Source organism: Agrobacterium sp. 22-209-1 (assembly GCF_053522485.1).
Genome location: NZ_JBNWCH010000003.1, coordinates 376,115 through 394,707, shown reverse-complemented (window position 1 = coordinate 394,707; position 18,593 = coordinate 376,115). Strand labels below are relative to the sequence as shown.

20 protein-coding genes are annotated in these 18,593 nt (G+C 59.0%); 15 read left to right on the top strand and 5 right to left on the bottom strand.

Annotated elements, in window-relative coordinates:
* Positions 1-4: 4 nt before the first annotated feature.
* The 4 genes from ACQZ48_RS09760 (at position 5) to ACQZ48_RS09745 (ending at position 3,951) form a co-directional block, all read left to right on the top strand.
* Positions 5-907 carry a choline ABC transporter substrate-binding protein gene (locus tag ACQZ48_RS09760; RefSeq protein WP_374635826.1) on the top strand — a complete coding sequence of 301 codons (903 nt, stop codon included), beginning with the start codon at positions 5-7 and terminating at the stop codon, positions 905-907.
* A gap of 285 nt (positions 908-1,192) precedes the next feature.
* A complete protein-coding gene (choW, locus tag ACQZ48_RS09755) occupies positions 1,193-2,044 on the top strand; it encodes a choline ABC transporter permease subunit (RefSeq protein ID WP_077981628.1) in 852 nt (283 codons plus the stop codon).
* Positions 2,041-3,087 (top strand): choline ABC transporter ATP-binding protein, encoded by a 1,047-nt coding sequence (choV, locus tag ACQZ48_RS09750; RefSeq protein ID WP_191217489.1) that lies wholly within the window; start codon positions 2,041-2,043, stop codon positions 3,085-3,087. Before choW ends, choV begins: the two co-directional genes overlap by 4 nt.
* Before the next feature lie 543 nt (positions 3,088-3,630).
* A complete protein-coding gene (locus ACQZ48_RS09745) occupies positions 3,631-3,951 on the top strand; it encodes an ArsR/SmtB family transcription factor (RefSeq protein WP_006314636.1) in 321 nt (106 codons plus the stop codon).
* Between the two features lie 130 nt (positions 3,952-4,081).
* On the opposite strand, the gene ACQZ48_RS09740 is transcribed toward ACQZ48_RS09745, so the two are convergent.
* The gene (locus ACQZ48_RS09740) at positions 4,082-5,257 is read right to left on the bottom strand and encodes a DUF3095 domain-containing protein (protein WP_077981544.1); all 1,176 of its coding nucleotides are present in this window, start codon (positions 5,255-5,257) and stop codon (positions 4,082-4,084) included.
* 285 nt (positions 5,258-5,542) lie between these two features.
* Here ACQZ48_RS09740 and ACQZ48_RS09735 point away from each other — a divergent pair, with 285 nt between their 5' ends.
* The 4 genes from ACQZ48_RS09735 to queF all read left to right on the top strand — a co-directional run bounded on the left by ACQZ48_RS09735 (position 5,543) and on the right by queF (position 8,670).
* A complete protein-coding gene (locus ACQZ48_RS09735) occupies positions 5,543-6,649 on the top strand; it encodes a branched-chain amino acid ABC transporter substrate-binding protein (RefSeq protein ID WP_077981545.1) in 1,107 nt (368 codons plus the stop codon).
* 67 nt (positions 6,650-6,716) lie between these two features.
* Positions 6,717-7,118 (top strand): glyoxalase superfamily protein, encoded by a 402-nt coding sequence (locus ACQZ48_RS09730; RefSeq protein ID WP_191217491.1) that lies wholly within the window; start codon positions 6,717-6,719, stop codon positions 7,116-7,118.
* Positions 7,119-7,274: 156 nt separating this feature from the next.
* Positions 7,275-8,189: a cation diffusion facilitator family transporter gene (locus ACQZ48_RS09725; protein ID WP_448728765.1), complete on the top strand. Its 915-nt coding sequence runs from the start codon at positions 7,275-7,277 to the stop codon at positions 8,187-8,189.
* A gap of 16 nt (positions 8,190-8,205) precedes the next feature.
* Entirely contained in the window at positions 8,206-8,670 is a 465-nt protein-coding gene (gene queF / locus ACQZ48_RS09720; protein WP_137410785.1) for a preQ(1) synthase, read from the top strand.
* 24 nt (positions 8,671-8,694) lie between these two features.
* Here queF and ACQZ48_RS09715 read toward each other — a convergent pair whose 3' ends face one another.
* Entirely contained in the window at positions 8,695-9,441 is a 747-nt protein-coding gene (locus ACQZ48_RS09715; protein WP_173989906.1) for a DUF2076 domain-containing protein, read from the bottom strand.
* 100 nt (positions 9,442-9,541) lie between these two features.
* Entirely contained in the window at positions 9,542-10,132 is a 591-nt protein-coding gene (locus ACQZ48_RS09710; protein ID WP_448728764.1) for a HupE/UreJ family protein, read from the bottom strand.
* A 235-nt stretch (positions 10,133-10,367) separates the two neighbouring features.
* On the opposite strand from ACQZ48_RS09710, the gene ACQZ48_RS09705 reads away from it, so the two are divergent.
* The 3 genes from ACQZ48_RS09705 to ACQZ48_RS09695 all read left to right on the top strand — a co-directional run bounded on the left by ACQZ48_RS09705 (position 10,368) and on the right by ACQZ48_RS09695 (position 12,343).
* Positions 10,368-10,949, top strand: coding sequence for an ATP-dependent Clp protease proteolytic subunit (locus tag ACQZ48_RS09705; RefSeq protein ID WP_077981551.1), 582 nt, complete (start codon positions 10,368-10,370; stop codon positions 10,947-10,949).
* 237 nt (positions 10,950-11,186) lie between these two features.
* Positions 11,187-11,702, top strand: a complete 516-nt coding sequence (locus tag ACQZ48_RS09700; RefSeq protein WP_162520318.1) for a sigma-70 family RNA polymerase sigma factor — start codon at positions 11,187-11,189, stop codon at positions 11,700-11,702.
* Positions 11,699-12,343, top strand: a complete 645-nt coding sequence (locus ACQZ48_RS09695; RefSeq protein ID WP_269825205.1) for an NrsF family protein — start codon at positions 11,699-11,701, stop codon at positions 12,341-12,343. Before ACQZ48_RS09700 ends, ACQZ48_RS09695 begins: the two co-directional genes overlap by 4 nt.
* Before the next feature lie 73 nt (positions 12,344-12,416).
* Here ACQZ48_RS09695 and ACQZ48_RS09690 read toward each other — a convergent pair whose 3' ends face one another.
* Positions 12,417-13,499 carry an esterase-like activity of phytase family protein gene (locus tag ACQZ48_RS09690; protein ID WP_448728763.1) on the bottom strand — a complete coding sequence of 361 codons (1,083 nt, stop codon included), beginning with the start codon at positions 13,497-13,499 and terminating at the stop codon, positions 12,417-12,419.
* 277 nt (positions 13,500-13,776) lie between these two features.
* Here ACQZ48_RS09690 and ACQZ48_RS09685 point away from each other — a divergent pair, with 277 nt between their 5' ends.
* The 4 genes from ACQZ48_RS09685 (at position 13,777) to leuA (ending at position 17,511) form a co-directional block, all read left to right on the top strand.
* Complete coding sequence (locus ACQZ48_RS09685; RefSeq protein WP_077981630.1) at positions 13,777-14,955, top strand: benzoate/H(+) symporter BenE family transporter; 1,179 nt, start codon at positions 13,777-13,779, stop codon at positions 14,953-14,955.
* Between the two features lie 36 nt (positions 14,956-14,991).
* Positions 14,992-15,285, top strand: coding sequence for a BrnT family toxin (locus ACQZ48_RS09680; RefSeq protein ID WP_142911745.1), 294 nt, complete (start codon positions 14,992-14,994; stop codon positions 15,283-15,285).
* Positions 15,242-15,484: a type II toxin-antitoxin system BrnA family antitoxin gene (gene brnA / locus ACQZ48_RS09675; RefSeq protein WP_020808480.1), complete on the top strand. Its 243-nt coding sequence runs from the start codon at positions 15,242-15,244 to the stop codon at positions 15,482-15,484. Before ACQZ48_RS09680 ends, brnA begins: the two co-directional genes overlap by 44 nt.
* A gap of 317 nt (positions 15,485-15,801) precedes the next feature.
* On the top strand, positions 15,802-17,511 hold the full coding sequence (gene leuA, locus ACQZ48_RS09670; protein WP_191217494.1) for a 2-isopropylmalate synthase: 1,710 nt from the start codon (positions 15,802-15,804) through the stop codon (positions 17,509-17,511).
* Between the two features lie 42 nt (positions 17,512-17,553).
* On the opposite strand, the gene ACQZ48_RS09665 is transcribed toward leuA, so the two are convergent.
* On the bottom strand, positions 17,554-18,519 hold the full coding sequence (locus ACQZ48_RS09665) for a metallophosphoesterase family protein (protein ID WP_137410777.1): 966 nt from the start codon (positions 18,517-18,519) through the stop codon (positions 17,554-17,556).
* Positions 18,520-18,593 lie beyond the last annotated feature (74 nt).

The window sequence follows — 18,593 nt, the reverse complement described above, 5'->3', positions numbered from 1 at the left end:
CTCCATGACGTTCAGTGCGGCCGGTGCTGCGGAACCGGCAAGCTGTGGCACAGTGCGCTTTTCCGATGTCGGCTGGACCGACATCACCGCCACAACGGCGACCGCCACCGTGCTTCTGAAAAGCCTTGGCTATGAAACTGACGTCAAACTTCTCTCCGTACCCGTTACCTACACATCCCTGAAAAACAAGGACATCGACGTCTTCCTCGGCAACTGGATGCCGACCATGGAAGGCGATATCGCGCCCTATCGCGAAGACAAATCCGTCGAGACGCTACGGGAAAACCTGACCGGCGCGAAATACACGCTGGCGACCAACGCCAAGGGCGCCGAACTCGGTATCAAGGACTTCAAGGACATCGCCACCCACAGCGCCGAACTCGGCGGCAAGATCTATGGCATCGAGCCGGGCAATGACGGCAATCGCCTGATTCTCGACATGGTGGCCAAGGACAGTTTCGGTCTGAAGTCGTTCGAGGTGGTCGAGTCGTCCGAACAGGGTATGCTCTCCCAGGTGGCCCGCGCTGAAAAATCCGGCGAGCCCATCGTCTTCCTCGGCTGGGAACCGCATCCCATGAATGCGAATTTCAAACTGACCTATCTGACCGGCGGCGACGATGTCTTCGGCCCCAATCTCGGTGGCGCGACGATCTATACCAATGTCCGCAAGGGCTACGTCGAGGAATGCCCGAATGTGGGCGCCTTCCTCAAGAACCTGCAATTTTCCCTGCCCATGGAAAACGAGATCATGGGCAAGATCCTGAATGACGGCCTTGAGGGTGAGGCGGCTGCAACCGCCTGGCTGAAGGCCAATCCGACGGCGATCGAGCCCTGGCTCGCCAATGTCAAGACCAAGGACGGCAGCGCTGATGCCCTGCCTGCCGCCAAGAAAGCTCTCGGCCTCTAAGCCGCAAGACGATGCATGACTGTATCCGGCCTGCGCGGCAGGCCGGATCAGCGGGAAATAACGATGCCCATGCATGACCTTGCCTGTGAATTTTCAGACATTGAAGGTCATGCGCCAGCACCGCGTCCGGCAGTTTTGTTGCCGGCCGTCATTTTTGCATTGGAGCAATCCCGGTGAAACGGGATGACGATGCTCTATTTCTTTGTTGTCTGCGCAATTCCGGAGGCAAAACCGCTCTGCAGTTTTGCCGGAATTGTTTTAGTTCACGAAAGGTCTTTTCTTACCGTGGAATGGCTCAGCGCTTCTGAAAACCGCCTGCCCGTCGGCCGATATGCCAAGGAGGCCATCGACTGGCTGACCGGCAATCTCGCTTTTTTCTTCGATTGGCTTTCCTTCATTTTCCAAGGTGTCATCAACGCCCTGCTTTATGTGTTGCAGGCGCCGCATCCGCTTATCATCGTGGCGATCCTGACGGCGCTTTCGGCCTGGACGCGCCGCTCCGTCGGCATGCCCGTCTTCACCGCGCTCGGCCTGCTGCTCATCATCAATCTTGGCTACTGGAAGGCGACGACGGAGACGCTGGCGCTTGTCATCGCCGCCAGCACCGTGTGCATGATCATCGGCATACCGCTCGGCATATTGGCGGCAAGGCGCAAATGGATTTATGCCGGTATGCGCCCGGTGCTGGACCTGATGCAAACCATCCCCACCTTCGTTTATCTCATCCCGGCGCTGGTGCTGTTCGGTCTCGGCATGGTTCCGGGGCTCATCGCCACCGTCATCTTCGCCATTCCAGCTCCCGTGCGGCTGACCCGTCTCGGTATCGTCTCGACCCCGCCGGCGCTGGTGGAGGCGGCCGTCGCCTTTGGCGCCACGCCATCGCAGGTTCTGCGCAAGGTGGAGCTTCCCTTCGCCGCGCCGCAGATCATGGCCGGTCTCACCCAGACGATCATGCTGTCGCTGTCGATGGTGGTCATTTCCGCGCTTGTGGGCGCCAATGGCCTGGGGGTGCCGGTGGTGCGCGCGCTCAATACCGTCAATATAGCCATGGGCTTCGAAGCGGGATTGTGCATCGTCATACTGGCGATCGTTCTCGACCGACTTTTCCGACTTCCCGGCGCGGAGGATGATCTATGAGTGATGCTATCATCTTCGGAAATGTCGATATCGTTTTCGGCAACCGGCCCGATGCTGCTTTGCCGCTGATCGACAAGGGCAGTACGCGTGAGGAGATCAATGCCGAAACCGGGCTGGTGCTCGGTGTCGCCAATGCCTCGCTGTCCGTCAAGGAAGGCGAGATTCTCGTCCTCATGGGGCTTTCCGGATCCGGCAAATCGACGCTGCTCCGGGCCGTCAACGGGCTTGCGCCCGTGGTGCGCGGCAATGTCGGCGTGAAGACCAGTTCGGGTTATGTCGATCCCTATCGCTGCCCTGCGAAAACGTTGCGTGACCTGCGCATGCACACGGTCTCCATGGTCTTCCAGCAATTCGGCCTGCTGCCCTGGCGCAATGTGGCCGACAATGTCGGCTTCGGGCTTGAGCTTTCCGGCGTGCCGGAAGCCGAGCGCAAGCGCATGGTCGCCGAGCAGCTCGAACTGGTCAATCTTTCCGCCTGGGCCGACCGCAAGGTGGGCGAGCTTTCCGGCGGCATGCAGCAGCGCGTGGGGCTGGCGAGAGCCTTCGCCACCGGCGCGCCGATCCTGTTGATGGACGAGCCGTTCTCGGCGCTCGATCCCCTCATTAGAAGCCGCCTGCAGGACGAACTTCTGGAATTCCAGAGCCGGCTGAAGAAAACGATTCTCTTCGTCAGCCACGATCTGGACGAGGCCTTCCGCATCGGTAACCGTATCGCCATGATGGAAGGCGGACGCATCATCCAGTGCGGAACGCCGCAGCAGATCGTCAAGCAGCCGGCCACGCCCTATGTCGCGGATTTTGTGCAGAACATGAACCCGATCTCCATGCTGACCGCCGCCGATGTGATGAAAAGGGGCGTGGACGAACGCAATGGACAGATGGCAGTCGCCGCCACCGCCCGTCCGTCATCGCCGCTGATCGATATTCTTGATGCGCTGTCAAAACATTCCGGCGCGATCGGCGTTGTCGACAATGGTGCGATCGTCGGCACGATTTCCGCCGATGAAGTTGTGGCGGGGCTGACGCGTCACCGCAAGAAATAGCGATTCGCCTCTCCCTCAAAAAAGAAAGGGTCTTCCGTCGTGGAGGGCCCTTCGTCTTTTCCGGGAGGTCTCTGCGGCGCAAATTATACCTTCCCACGGCAGCAAAGAATATTTTTTGACCTCACAAGTTATGCATTAAAATAATTACTAATAAAAATCATATTGCAAATTCGGCGAAAATTGCGCAATGTTAATCTAGATTCTTTGGTTCGCTATCAAATTTAAGGTGGTAATAGATTGTGGCGTCAAAATCCGGCATCGAGTGTTGGTATTGAAGTGCTCAATTTTTAATCTCTTATTTCTTATGGATGCTATTTCTAATACATAATTTTATTATATTTTTCATAAAATCAGGCGAAACGCCGATAAATTAATCACAATTTATTAAGTAAATAATCGGTCAAGAATAGTCTTTGGAAGGGGCGCGATATAAGCAAGATTTAGGTATATACAACGTATCGACCGAATTATAAAAACACCTTTAGAACACCTATTATTGCCACCATGACCGTCTCTCGGACTGTCATCAGGAGACTTGAGCGTATGGATAATCAATCTCTGTCGGAACACAGCATCGCCGCTGCAGACTTGCTCTCAGCGATGGCGAACCCAAAGCGCCTGATGATCTTGTGCACGCTGGTGGATACGGAAGTGCCTGTTGGTGTTCTCGCTTCTCAGGTTGGCCTCAGTCAGTCCGCTCTCTCGCAGCATTTGTCGAAATTGCGTGCGCAGCGACTGGTGAAGACACGACGGGATGCGCAGACCATCTATTACTCCAGCAACTCCGAATCCGTGAAGAAGATCCTTGCTTCACTCGAGGACATCTACTGCCAGGCGCAGAAAAGCAGCAAGACTGCGGCTTGATCCCAAGGTCCTGTTAAGGCCCGGCAGCATCACCCAATTGAAACCGGCGCACGACGCCGGTTTTTCTTTTCAGCGGCCTTCCCGCGGCTGCATCCGGCACAGGGATCGGGGCTGCGTATTAGCGCGGTTTTCATACCGGCGCAGCCGTTTGTATCTGTTGTTTGAGGCGGGTTGCTGCAGCGGCATATCCGCCGTCGGCGCCATCCACGAAATGCATGTGGTCTCTCGAAAGCGGAGATGGAACAATACAGGTCATCAATGCGGCATCCTGTTCGTGCAGGCCGTAATAACAGCTTCCCGACAGGCGCCCCTGTTCCAGCCGCGCGCGGATATTTTCGAGTCGGGCGGCGTCGATATCAACGGTCATCTTCAGACCGTCGTCGAATTTCCTGAAATCGGTGTTGCTGGCGACCGAGCGTCTGTAACGATCCGCATTAAATCGTCCAAGCGACAGTTTGGTCAAACCGAGGAGATTGACGAGGAAGCTTTCACCCAGGATGCGAAACGAGCGGCGCATCCTGCCCCAGGCATCGTGATAGGCAGCGCCGGCCCGGGCTTCGAGGCTAAGACCCTCGCGCACGAAACCGAGTTTCGGCCCATCCTCCGGCACGGGGTGGCCGTGTCTTGCATCCTGCTCGGCGAGATCAACGAGATCGATGACCAGCTGACGGAATGCCGGCATGTCCCGCGACGGTCCCGGCACGGCGATAATCGACACCACCTTGCCGTGGGTTGCCGGAATGGGGTTCCAGCGGCAGGAAAGACCGGTGAGATCGGGGCGTTCGCCCGTTTCTGCGGCGGGCAGGGCATATTGCCCGTCCTTCATCCGCGCTTCCGCCCAGCTGTTGCCGCCACCTGAGAACATGGCGTAGGAAACATCCTCGCTTGCCTGAAAGCGCGCGACGCGAATATCGAAACCATTTTCACGAATATCCTCGATGGGAACCAGCGCCACGCGCATGGCAAGATCGAGATCGTCCTTTACCCAACGCTGCACATTCGAAAGTGCCGTTCGTGCGACAGGCAGCCCCTGGGGCGGCACCGTGACGGCGGCGCCATCGCCGCCGAAAACGAAGGGCAGGTCGTGACGCCCGAGACTGTTCGATACGCCTGATATGACCGCCGCACCCGCCATATTGACGGCCTTGTAGCGGCCGGTGCCGATGGCCGAAGTCGAATCGACGATATCGGCGATGGCCAGCCCCCATCCCGGCGGCAGGGCGCGATAAAGCGTCGGGTCGGCCACATCTTCAAAATGCCGGAAGACGGGCAGGCCCGTCAGAAATTCTTCATCTGCTGCGATCATGGCGTATTATCCTCCAGCGGCGACCAAACGCCAAGCGTTTACGGAAAGCCGATGCGTCCTTTCCGATGGCGCAATCACGGTCGATCCGGCGATTGATTTACCGCTAATAGAGCTAATCCAGCAAAGGTGACTTGCATAAATCATCAAACCTTCCGTATGAGTTGAGTGGAAGGCTCGGAATTCAAAAATGGAACGAGTTTTCGCCGGGAGGCGTCCGATAGTTTCATTCGGTCGGCGCCCATGGCGCTCACCGGGTCCCGCGACCCCCTTTAAGGAGACACCAGGATGAAACTGAAGACATTGACCAGCGTGACGCTTGCAGCGTCCTTCGCATTCGCACCCCTTGCTCATGCCGAGATCGTCATCGGCCTGATTGCGCCGCTCACCGGTCCTGTCGCCGCCTATGGCGACCAGGTTAAGAACGGCGCCCAGACGGCAGTCAATGAAATCAACAAGAAGGGCGGCATCCTCGGCGAACAGGTCGTGCTGAAGCTTGCCGATGACGGCGGTGAGCCGAAGCAGGGCGTTTCCGCGGCCAACCAGCTTGTTGCCGAGGGCATCCACTTCGTCGTCGGTCCTGTGACGTCCGGCGTCGCCATTCCGGCATCGGATGTCTTTGCCGAAAACGGCGTGCTGATGGTGACGCCGACGGCGACCGCGCCGGGCCTGACCAACCGCGGCCTTTCCAACGTTTTCCGCACCTGCGGTCGTGACGACCAGCAGGCCGAGGTTGCGGCGAAATATGTTCTCGCCAACCTCAAGGACAAGAAGATCGCCATCATTCACGACAAGGGCGCTTACGGCAAAGGTCTGGCAGACGCCTTCAAGACCACGCTGAACGCCGGCGGCGTGACCGAAGTTCTCTACGACGCGCTGACGCCCGGCGAAAAGGATCTCGGCGCGCTGACGGCCCGTCTGAAGTCCGACAATGTCGACATCGTCTATTTCGGCGGTTACCATCCGGAAGCGGGTCTTCTGGTGCGTCAGCTGAAGGATATCGGTTCCAAGGCTGCCGTTATCGGCGGTGACGGCCTGTCGAACAGCGAGTTCTGGAACATCGGCTCGCAGGCTGGCGAAGGCACGATCTTCACCAACGCTTCCGACGCGCTGAAGAACGACGATTCCAAGGCCGCTGCCGAAGCGCTGAAGGCCGCCAACATTCCGGCGGAAGCCTTCACGCTCAACGCCTATGCCGCTGTTGAAGTGCTGAAGGCCGGCATAGAGAAGGCCGGAAGCGCCAAGGATTCCGAAGCCGTCGCCACGGCCCTGAAAAGCGGTGATGCTTTCCCGACCGCAATCGGCAAGGTGACCTACGGCGAAAACGGCGACCTGACCTCGCAGGCCTTCTCGCTTTTCAAGTGGCAGGACGGCAAGATCGTCGCAGCCGAATAAGCTGATCCTACCGGCCGCACCTGTGCGGCCGGTTTCATTTTTGCGGCCGAAATTGGGTCAAGGCAGCATGGGCGACGCCGGGAAACAGATTTTTGGAGACATCGGCTTCGGACGGACGTTCCCGATTGTCCGGATCTTCGACGAGGCCAAGGCGCGGGAGTTCTATGTCGAGTTTCTCGGTTTCGGGGTCGATTGGGAACACCGATTCGGCGAAAATTTCCCGCTCTATATGCAGGTTTCACGAGCCGGAATGGGGCTTCACCTCAGCGGCCATCATGGGGATGCGACGCCGGGTTCCAACATCTTTGTCACCATGCACGGCGTTCACGCCTATCAACAGGAACTGGCGGCGAAGGACTATCGCTTCATGAAGCCGGGCGTTGAAGAACTGCCATGGGGCGATGTGATGGAAGTGACCGATCCGTTTGGCAACCGCATTCGTTTCTGCGAGCAAAAAAGCGAAGCATGACGTTTTGGACGAGGGCTCAAGGCCCTTGACCTTGTTCTCCGTTTGAAGGATAGAACGCGCAAATAGCGAACCGCGCGCACGGAGACCCCGTGCGCGCGGTTCGTGCGTTTTGGCACTTGATGATGCAATTCGTTCGCATCCGCACGAGGGCAGAAAATGAACAATGAAGGCAATATGCCGGGCGGGGCGCTGGTCCGCAAGCTCGCATTCTGGGGCATCCCGCTTTCTTTCGGCGTCCTTGGCCTGAAGCTCGTGGCCTGGTGGGTCACGGGCTCGGTCGCGCTTTTATCGGACGGTCTGGAATCGACCGTGAACGTGGTCGCGGCCTTCATCGCCTATTTCGTCATTCGCTATGCGCAGAAGCCGGCCGATGACGACCACCAGTTCGGCCACCATAAAGCGGAATATATTTCCGCGGTCGTGGAGGGTGTACTCATCGTCGTTGCCGCGCTCCTGATCGTGCAGGAGGCCTGGGGCGCTCTGTTCAATCCGAGATTGCCGGAAGCGCCGGTGCTTGGCCTTGCGATCAATGCCGTGGCCGGTATCGTTAATGCTGTCTGGGCGATAATCCTGATTCGCGTCGGCAAAAAACATTCCTCACCCGCGCTTGCGGCCGATGGCCACCACATCATGTCGGATGTCGTTACCTCGGCGGGTGTTCTCGTCGGCCTTGTCCTTGCATTGCTGACGGGCTACGCCATTCTCGATCCGCTGCTTGCCATTCTGGTGGCTATAAACATCCTGTTCCAGGGATCGAAGGTCATTCTGCATTCGCTTGGCGGGCTGATGGATCGGGCCGTGGAGCCGGAAGAGGACGAGGCGATCAAGAAGGCCATCGCCGAACATGCCGGCGGTGTGATTGGCGTACACGATCTGCGGACACGTCGCGCCGGCTCTGCCGCCTTCATCGATTTTCACGTCGTGGTCCCTGCTGTCATGACGGTGCGGGAGGCGCATGATATTTGCGACCGCCTCGAAGATGCCATAAGGGACGTCATACCCGGCGCCAGCCTTGCCATTCACGTCGAGCCTGAGGGCGAAAAGGCGCATGGCGTCAAAGTGATTGTTTGAAAAACAGGAGTTTTCCATGTCCGTGACGGATGTTTCCGGCCTGTCGCAGCTGGGCACGAAGGTCGATACGCCTGAGAGCCCGGAAAAGGCCGTGCTCGAAAAAGTGCCGAACGGCAATGCCGGCACCGATTATGTCGTGCGCTTCACTGCGCCCGAATTCACATCGCTTTGCCCGATGACCGGCCAGCCGGATTTCGCCCATATCGTCATCGACTATATTCCGGGTGATTTCCTGGTGGAATCCAAGTCGCTGAAGCTGTTTTTGCAGTCCTTCCGCAACCACGGCGCATTCCATGAGGATTGCTCGGTCTATATTGCCAAGCGGCTGGTGGAGCTGCTGCAGCCGAAATGGCTGCGCATCGGCGCTTACTGGTATCCGCGTGGCGGCATTCCGATCGACGTCTTCTGGCAGACCGGACCGGCGCCTGAAGGTGTGTGGCTGCCGGATCAGGGCGTTCCCACCTATCGCGGTCGCGGCTGATCCGGCTTTGTCGGGATCGATGATTCAGGCGAACGAACCGTCGTCGCCTGAATCGAAATCCGCATCGTCGACGTTGTCGTCGTAATCGGCCTGCTGGATATCGTCATCGTCGTTGTTTTGCGGGCTGGCGCTGTCGCCATAATAATTGTTGATGACGGTTTCCTCGACTGGCGCGTTGCCGATGCCGCTATTGCCGCCGAAGGGCGAGCCAAGGCCGAGCGACGACATGTGGCCGCCGAAAATGCCGCTCAACGAATTGGCGAGCAGCATGCCGCCGGCGACACCCGCGGCGGTTCCGAGCGCCCCCTGTAGAAAACCACCGCCTGATGTGCGCCCGAATGCGGCGGGCTGCTGGCTCCAGGGGCCGCTGGGTTGCTGGCCTGCGGGCGATCCCCAGGGACCCGCCGTCTGGCCGGCGGTATCGTTGCGCCATGAGGCTTGCGGGGCAGGGACGGGTGTCGGTGCTGGCGGCTGTGACTGGCCGGTTCCGAAGATGGAACTCAGAAAGCCGCCCTGCGCTGCGGCCTGTGGGGCGCTATTGCCGCTTTCCAGCGCGTGGATACGGTCTTCGAGCTGCTTGATATGGGCTGCGGCCGCTTCCAGTCCCTTTTCCTGAACGATGACCGCTTGGGCGAGATAATAGGGGGCCGCGGGCTGATCGCGCACGGCGTCTGCGATCATTGTTTCCGCCTCGCGGTCACGCGGGGTGGCGGATGCGGCCCTGGTTCTTTCGAACAGGCCCTTGAGAAGCTGACTTTCTTCCGGTGACATATGCTGCCTCCTTACCGTGAAGCGAAAATCCACGATAAGGAGGTAGGCCTCAATTCCGGCTTTTCAAAGCGGCCCGAATTTTAAATTTCGGTAATGATCGTCAGCCGCCGAAGGCGAGCGAGAGACCCGCAATCGCCGTCAACGCGCCAACCGTGCGGCTGGCTACCGAACCGAAACGGGCAATGCCGAGGCCGAGCGCGATGCCGGCCGCATGCAGGATGGCGGTGGCGATCATGAAGCCGAGGCCGAATTGAAGCGCGCCGGCGCTGCCGAGTTCACCGCCATGGGCGTGGCCGTGGAAAAGGGCGAAAGCGCCGACCACGGCAGCAGCGGCTGCCGTGGGAAGCCTTGCCGCCATGGCAACGAGCAGGCCGAGACCGATGACGGAGGCGAGAATGGCCGGTTCGACGAAGGGAAGCCCGATGCCGTAGACCGCCATCAGGAAGCCGGCGGCCATGGTGCCGACGAAGGCGGAAGGCACTATCCACAGCGCCTTGCGGTCGTTCTGCGCCACGGCGATCTGCGAGGCCCAGATGCCGACGGCCACCATCGCCAGAATGTGATCCGCACCAAAGAAGGGGTGGGAGACGCCGGCCATGAAGGAGCCGTGTTCTTCCGGGTTCAAATGGGCGAAAGCGGGCAGGGCGGTAACGCCCAGTGCGGCGGCTGCGAGGTTTAGTCTTTTCAGCATGGTTCCCTCTTGAGATTATGACCGCCCGCAACGGGATCTTGGGCTTCCCGCAGCCGGCGGCGCTGTAATGAGGCGTCAACGATATCGCGAAGGCAGACAGGCTGTCCATGCGTCATCTGCCGGTGGTGCTGTTTATTGTTGGAGGGCAAACCTTGCCTTTTTCGCTCATTGCCTTACGTAACAAGTCGCACTATGTCCGAAGGGCATGCACGAATTTTGCTGGAGAGAGCCGTTGATGAACGAAGACGAAGACGACAAGAGCAAGGAACTGCCGATCGGCAAGGAAACGGAAGCGAATCTTTTCAAGTCGCGTTCGATCTTCATCTATGGTGGCATCACGCAGGAACTGGCGCAGAAGGTTTGCACGCAGCTCGTGGCCCTTGCCGCCGCCAGCGACGACGACATTCGCGTATATGTCAATTCGCCGGGCGGCCATGTCGAATCGGGTGATTCCATCCATGACATGATCAAGTTCATCAAGCCGAAGGTCTATATCATCGGCACGGGCTGGGTCGCTTCCGCCGGCGCGCTGATTTACGTTTCGGTGCCGAAGGAACGGCGCCTGTGCCTGCCGAACACCCGCTTCCTGCTGCACCAACCCTCCGGCGGTACGCGCGGCATGGCCTCCGACATCGAAATCCAGGCCCGCGAAATCATCAAGATGAACCAGCGCCTGATCAAGATCTTCTCCAAGGCCACCGGCCAGAGCGAAGAAAAGATCGCCAAGGATATCGATCGCGATTATTGGCTCGGCGCGGAAGAGGCCAGGGATTACGGCCTCGTCGGCAAGATCGTCGAGAGCCAGTCGGAACTCTGAGCTTTCGATTTTTCAGTTGAGAAAGCCCGTATCGGTGGAAGCCGGTGCGGGCTTTTCGTTTAAGGTCGGTGTTATTTCATCATGTCGCAGGCCTTGGGCCGGCCGTTACATCTTCACGTGCTTATGAGGGCAAGTTCGAGCGAGATTTTTTTTGAGTCACCATGTAACAATATCCTCCTGAGCGCGAATAACCCGATAGTGACGATGACAGGCAGCCCTTCGGAAGAGACACTGAAAATGCTGATGCTGCGTTCCCTCGATGGGGACGAAGGTGCCTACAGGCATTTGCTTCATGCCCTGAGACGGCTGCTGATCGCCTATTACGGCAGGCGCATGGCCGCCGCCGCCAGAGGCGATGTCGAAGATATTGTGCAGGAAACCCTGTTGTCGCTTCACGCCAAACGAGAGACCTATGATCGTGCGCGACCTTTCACGGCGTGGTTCTTTTCGATAGCGCGCTACAAGCTCATCGATCACTATCGGGGCCGGGGTGCGCGCCTGTTGGCGGAAGTCGAACTTGATGAAACGCTGGAGGCGGAACCGTCTGTTGACGCGGTCACAGCCCGCATGGATGTGGAGCGGCTGCTCGACGAACTGCCGGAACGGCAACGGGATCTCATTCGAAGGGTGAAGCTAGAAGGTCACTCAATTGCCGAAGCGGCGCAACAGTCCGGCCAGACCGAGCTTGCGGCGAGGGTCGGTATTCACAGAACGCTGAAAGTCCTGGCGGCAAAGTTGCGGGGGGACACGTGAAGAAGACGGAAGACATCATCGAACAACTGGCGGACGATCTGAAACCTGTTGCCGCTTTCGCGCTGGAGCGGAGGTTGGCGTTCGCCGTCTTGCCTGCGCTCGGCTTTTCGCTGGTGCTGATGCTGGCCATTCTGGGGCTTCGCGTCGACATGAGTGACGCCATGACCGAACCGGGTTTCTGGGTCAAATCCGCCTATAACGCCGTTCTTGCCACGGTTGCCTTTTTCGCCGTCATGCGGCTTGCGCGGCCGGAAGGCGAGCGGGGTTTCCTGTTTGTGTGGCTTGCGCTGATTTTTGTCGCCATGGCGCTTATCGCGCTCGTTCAACTCGGATTTGCCGTGCCCGGCACCTACAGCACCCTTATTATCGGGTCGTCGGCGCTGCATTGCCCGTTTTTCATCGTTGCTTTTGCACTGCCGCTGTTTATGGCGAATTTTGCGGTTCTCAAGCGTTCGGCTCCCGCTGATCCCACGCTTGCGGGATTTGCCGCAGGCATTGCCGCGGGTGCGGCCGGAGCTTGGGTCTATTCGTGGTTCTGCACCGAAAACGGCATGGCTTTCGTGTTGATCTGGTATTCGCTGGGCATCTTGGTGACCGGCATCGCTGGCGCTTTTGCCGGCTCACGTCTGCTTCGCTGGTGAAGACGCCTCTCGGAATAATTGCCGATGCCGGCCCTGAGCTGATTCAGAGCCGGCATTCCGCTTCTGGCGGATTTCACTGACTGAGGTTGGCGGGAATTGCGAAAGCTGCAAACTGGGTGAACTGCTTGCCCGTGTTGAAATTGTCATCGGAGGCGATGACGAAGAGCTGCTTGCCATCCACCACCGGGCCGAAGGCGAAGCTCTCGATATTGTCGATATCGAGGCCGAAATCGCCTTCGTTGATTTCGAACCAGGGTGATTTGGATACGGCGGCCACGGATGCCGGATCGATCTTGTCCTTGCCGAGAATATTGTCGGCGCGGGACATGTCGGCGATGAAGAAGCGGATGTGGTTGCCGACGCCGGAGGCAAAATTGCGCTCGACGGCGACAAAACGACCATCCGGCAGTGCGGCGATGGCGGAAAGGCCGTTGTCGTTATATTTCGGCTCGGCGGCCGTCGGCGTCTTAGAGATTGCCTCGGTGACATAGACGTGCTCGGCGACCGGCTTCAGCGTCGCCGTGTCGATGACGAGGATGCGGGCCGGGCTGCCCGCCTGCGGCGTCGCCTTGGGGCCGTCCTGGATGAGAGCATTTTCGGTGGCGGCGATCAGCCGGCCGGGCATCAGGGTCAGGCCTTCAAAAGCGAGGTTGTTCTGGACGCCCTTGGTCTTTGCGTCGTCGACGAGATAGGCGTCCGGCAGCTCCAGCCGCTTCACATTGCTGCCGTCGAGGTCCGCGACGTAGAGAGCCGGCTGGTTCTTCAGGTCGCGTTCGGACGACCAGTAGAGCTTGCCGCCCTTGCGGTCGAGCGCGACGCCCTCCGCATCGATGCCCTTCGGCGCAAAAGCGGCGCCAGTCTCATCCTTCAGTTCGTGCGTGGCGGCGATGTTGAGCGTGGCGGCGCCTTCCGTCACGGCCAGTTCCAGTTCGTAATAACGGGCCGGCCCTTTTTCCACGCGGTCATCGGAAATTGCGAGATAACGTCCGGTTTCGCTGTCAAAGGCGAGATCTGAAATGCCGCCGAAGGTAACGCCATCAATGGAAAGACCCGATGGAACGACGATCTGGCCCAGAAACGCTGGTGGCGGCGGGGTCTGGGCTACGGCCGGCAGAGCTGCAAAACAGCAGGCGACGATGGTGACGGTGCGGAGCATGGCAAGGGTCCCTCTTGTTGTGCATGATCGGTCGTGATGCAGGCAGGATTAGCGCCGCGCCGCTAAACTTTGATGACGTTTTCCGCTCCGCCGTACCTGAAGTCTGGCGGCTCATCTTGCCAAGCGGCGTCTTTTTTGATCCTGAATATAATCACGCTTCATCCAGAGCGTGTCGCCATCCCCGGATTCGCGCGTCACGCTTCAGTTTTGTTTCTGCCTGTCGCCAATGTGGACCGTTGCGGTTGTTTGCGACAGGCAGCAGGTCGCAGAGTGCTTCATGCTGAAAGATTTTTCCGTCCAGAGCCTGTTCATGGGCTGCCTCACCGCCTTTGTCGGTTTCGCCAGCTCCTTCGCCGTCGTGCTGCAGGGACTGAAAGCTGTCGGTGCGACGGATTTCGAGGCGGCGTCGGGGCTGATGGCGCTTTCGGTAGCAATGGGGCTTTGCGCCATTATCCTTTCCGCCGCCACCCGGCTTCCCATCAGCATCGCCTGGTCGACGCCGGGCGCTGCGCTGCTTGCGACCACCGGCGTCATTGAGGGCGGCTTTCCGGCGGCCGTCGGCGGTTTCATCATCTGCGCCATCCTGATCATCATCGCGGGCCTATTCAGGCCGCTGGGAAAGGCTGTCGCCTCCATTCCTGCGCCGCTTGCCAACGCCATGCTCTCGGGCGTCATCATCGGCCTGTGTTTCGCGCCCATCAAGGCAATCGGTTTCAACCCGGCGCTTGGATTGCCCATCATCCTTGCCTGGATCGTGGTGGGAGCCTTCAAACGGCTGTTCGCTGTGCCCGCCGCTCTTGCCGCCTTCGTGCTGGTGATGATTTTCGGCGTCGACATTCCGGCGGGTGCGCTGGGCAGCGTGGCGCAATCGCTGACGCCGCCGATGGAGTGGGTAACGCCTGTCTTCAGTCTCCACGCGGTTGTTTCCATCGCGCTGCCGCTCTTCATCGTCACCATGGCCTCGCAGAATATTCCCGGTATCGCGGTGCTCAAGGTCAATCATTACAATCCGCAGCCCGGACCGCTTTTCGCCTCGACTGGCTTTTTCTCGCTGCTCTCTGCGCCGTTTGGCGGGCATGCGGTCAATCTCGCGGCGATTACGGCGGCCATGTGCGCGGGCGAGGACGCCCATCCCGATCCAACGCGGCGTTACTGGGCGGCGATCATCGGCGGTGTCGGCTATATTATTTTTGGCCTGCTGGCGGGCGTGGTCACCGCCTTCGTGGCGCTGGCGCCGCCCATCCTCATCCAGGCGGTGGCGGGGCTGGCGCTGGTCGGCGCCTTTTCCGGCTCCGCAGTCGCAGCCTTCAGGGAGCCGGAAACCCGCGAGGCGGCGGCCATTACCTTTCTCATCACCGCATCCGGCCTTTCCTTCGGCGGCATTTCCGGGGCCTTCTGGGGCTTGATCGGCGGCGGGCTGATGATGGCGTTGCAGCGGGTGGTGAAGCGTGGTTAGATGGTGGAAATGGTATAGTTTTTATATTATATTCCTATGGTATTCGAATTTGATCCGATAAAGAGCGCTGGCAATAAAGACAAACACGGCATCGATTTTGTCGATGCACAGGCATTGTGGCACGATAAATACGGTTTGACGGTTACAGCGCAGAATATTGGAGAAGAGCGGTTCGCCCTCATCGCACTTCTCGGGGAGAAGTTGTGGTTGGCTGTCCATACAGTGCGGGGTGGCCGTATTCGCATCATTTCCGTGCGACGTGTCCGAGAATTAGAGAGGTATCATTATGAAGACAATAAGCGCAGAAGAATTCGACAGGATGGCCGATGACGGCGAAGACATCAGCGAATATCTCGACTGGTCGACGGCGCGCCATCTGAACATCGAACCCAAGCGCGTGAACATCGATTTTCCGACGTGGGTCGTCAACGATCTCGACAACGAAGCACGTCGTCTCGGTGTGACCCGGCAATCGCTTGTCAAATTGTGGATCGCTGAAAGGCTGGAGACTGGCCGTCAAGCAAAATAAGCCTGCGCATCACAAGATCACTTGTCAGACCGCCAGCCGCTGTTTATACACATCGCCATGAGCAACAGCATCGCAATCATTTTTGGCATGAGCGCGCAGATTTCTGCGAAGGCTTCGCCGTGCGGTGCACTCTCGCTTCTTAGCCTCGACCTTACACGCGGTTGCCGGGTCCAGTGAGGAGCGCCCGGCGGCCGAAAGCCCGCTGGCGCAAACGCTCCTCATCTCGAAATCTCATTTTATACTGGATTTAGGCCCTGAAGGGCCGCGCATCCGCCGATGGCGAAAGACGCCCGCGGACTGCGCAAGGAGGAAGCGAAATGGACGGCAAGATCACCACTATTTCCAAGGGCATGGCTGACGCTAGCGTGAAGTATCGCCCTTACCCGACCATCAATATCCCCGACCGGACATGGCCGGGCAAGACCATCGAAAAGGCGCCGATCTGGTGTTCGGTGGACCTGCGCGACGGCAACCAGTCGCTGGTCAACCCCATGGGTCACGACCGCAAGGCACGCATGTTCAAGCTGCTGCTCGAAATGGGTTTCAAGGAAATCGAGATCGGTTTCCCTTCCGCCTCGCAGACGGATTTCGATTTCGCCCGCTGGTGCGTGGAAGAGGGCAACGTGCCCGACGATGTCTCCCTGCAGGTGCTGGTGCAGTGCCGCCCGGAGCTGATTAGCCGCACGTTCGAGGCGTTGGAAGGCGCCAACAAGCCGATCATCCATTTCTACAATTCCACGTCGGAATTGCAGCGCCGCGTGGTGTTCGGCAAGGATGTGCATGGCATCAAGCAGATCGCCGTCGATGCCGCCAAGATGATCACCGATATGGCGGCGAAGGCTGGCGGCGGTTATCGTTTCGAATATTCGCCCGAGAGCTTTACCGGCACCGAGCTGGAAGTGGCGCTGGAAATCTGCAACGCCGTGGTCGAGGTGGTGAAGCCGACGGCGGACAACAAGCTGATCCTGAACCTGCCCTCGACCGTCGAAATGGCGACGCCGAACATCTATGCCGACCAGATCGAATGGATGTGCCGCAATATTGACAACCGCGAAAACGTCATCATCTCGCTGCATCCGCATAATGACCGTGGTACCGGCATTGCCGCGACCGAACTGGGTCTGATGGCGGGTGCGGATCGCGTCGAAGGCACGCTGTTCGGCAATGGCGAGCGCACCGGCAATGTCGACGTCGTGACGCTGGCGCTGAACATGTATACGCAGGGTGTGGATCCTGAGTTGGACTGCCGCGATATCGAGCGCATCAAGGATGTCTACGAATATTCCAACGAGATGACGATCCCGGAGCGCCACCCTTACGTGGGCGAACTGGTCTATACGGCCTTCTCCGGCTCGCATCAGGATGCGATCAACAAGGGCATGAAGGCGATCAAGGTCGCCAACCACCCCGTTTGGGAAGTGCCCTATCTGCCGATCGATCCGAAGGATGTCGGCCGCTCCTATGAGGCGATCATTCGCATCAACTCACAATCCGGCAAGGGCGGTATCGCCTATATTCTCCAGCAGGATTACGGCATCAACCTGCCGCGCAATTTGCAGGTGGAGTTCCGTGAGGACATCCAGCGCATCACCGATGAAGAGGGTGTCGAGCTGCCGGCCAAGCGCATCTACGAGCGTTTTATCGAGCGCTACGTGACACAGCCGAATGCGCGCATCAAGTTCGTGGATCACCACACCTATCCGGCCGGCGATTTCAAGGGCGTGCGCATCGTCGCCGCCGAGATCACCGACAATGGCGAGGTGAAGCGCATCGAGGGCAAGGGAACGGGTCCGATCGACGGGTTCATCAATGCGCTGTCGGTTTATCTCGGGGTTGATCTGTCGGTGAACGATTATTCGGAGCATTCACTGCAGCATGGCTCGAATGCTTCGGCCATCGCCTATGTCGAGATGGAGCATCCGGGTGGTAAGTTGTTCGGCGCGGGGATCAACACGAATATCGTGGCGGCTTCGCTGGAGGCAATCGTTTCGGCGGCCAACCGGGTGTTGGAAGAGCGGGCGAAGTGAGCTTGCTTGGAGGGTGGGTTTACCCCCCCACCCTCCGTCGCTTTACTCCTCCGGACTCTGCTCCGCAGGACGCGAAAAGCCCAGCGGCCTACCATTCTCATAAAACACCCTGATATCCTCAAGCGCCACACCCGTGCCGGCCTCATTGAGGCTATGCCGTTCGCAGGCAACGTTCCAGGTGCCGGGACCGCCGGAAATGTTGAAGAGATTATAGGCCGCCCGCGGTTTTTCGCCGCCCGGCCCCTGGCTCGCGGAGGAAATGCCGACGACCGGGATGTGGTCCAGCCCATGATGCGTATTCAGCCAGTAAACCGTGTTCAAATGGGTATGCCCATGCAACACCAGCTCCGCACCGCCGACGCCCAGTGCCGCTGCAAAACGGCGAACGCCGAACATGCGCTTGTGGGCGGCAGTGGCACCCCGGATCGGCGGATGATGGATCATCACCACGCGGAACAAGCCCTGTTCACCGGCTTTTTTTAAGAGTTCCGCCGTGGCGCGGGCCTGCCGGTTACCGAAATATCCCGTTGCGGAGAAGGGCGGTGTGGCAATGGAGGTGGAGCAGCCAATCAGTGCGACGGGGCCGCGCACGCGCATATAGGGGAAAATCTTGCGGTCATCATCCCATTCCGCAGGGTCGCCATCACCGCGCACGTAAGGATACCAGGCCTGCATGGCCTTGTCGTGCGCGCCGGACACATAGGCGTCGTGATTACCGGGAACGACGGAGGTCTTTTCGGGATCGCCCACTTCCTCCAGCCAATCGGCGGCGGCGCGGATTTCGATGCCGGTCGCAAGATTGACGAGATCGCCGGTGATAGCCAGATGATCCGGCGATTTTGTCTCGAGATCGTCGAGCAGCTTTTCAAGCGTATCGGTGAAGAGATGCTTGCGGCGGTTGCGATGCCAGTTGACGAAACCGGTGATCCGTTTCGATGCAAGTTCCCGGAAAGTGAGTTTCGGCAAAGGCCCCAAATGGACGTCTGAAATATGCGCAAGTTTGAACATGGCGGGAGAGATAACCTATGATATGCCACACGTCCAACAAAAGCCTGCCGACGGGGAGAAACCAGAGTGAGTGA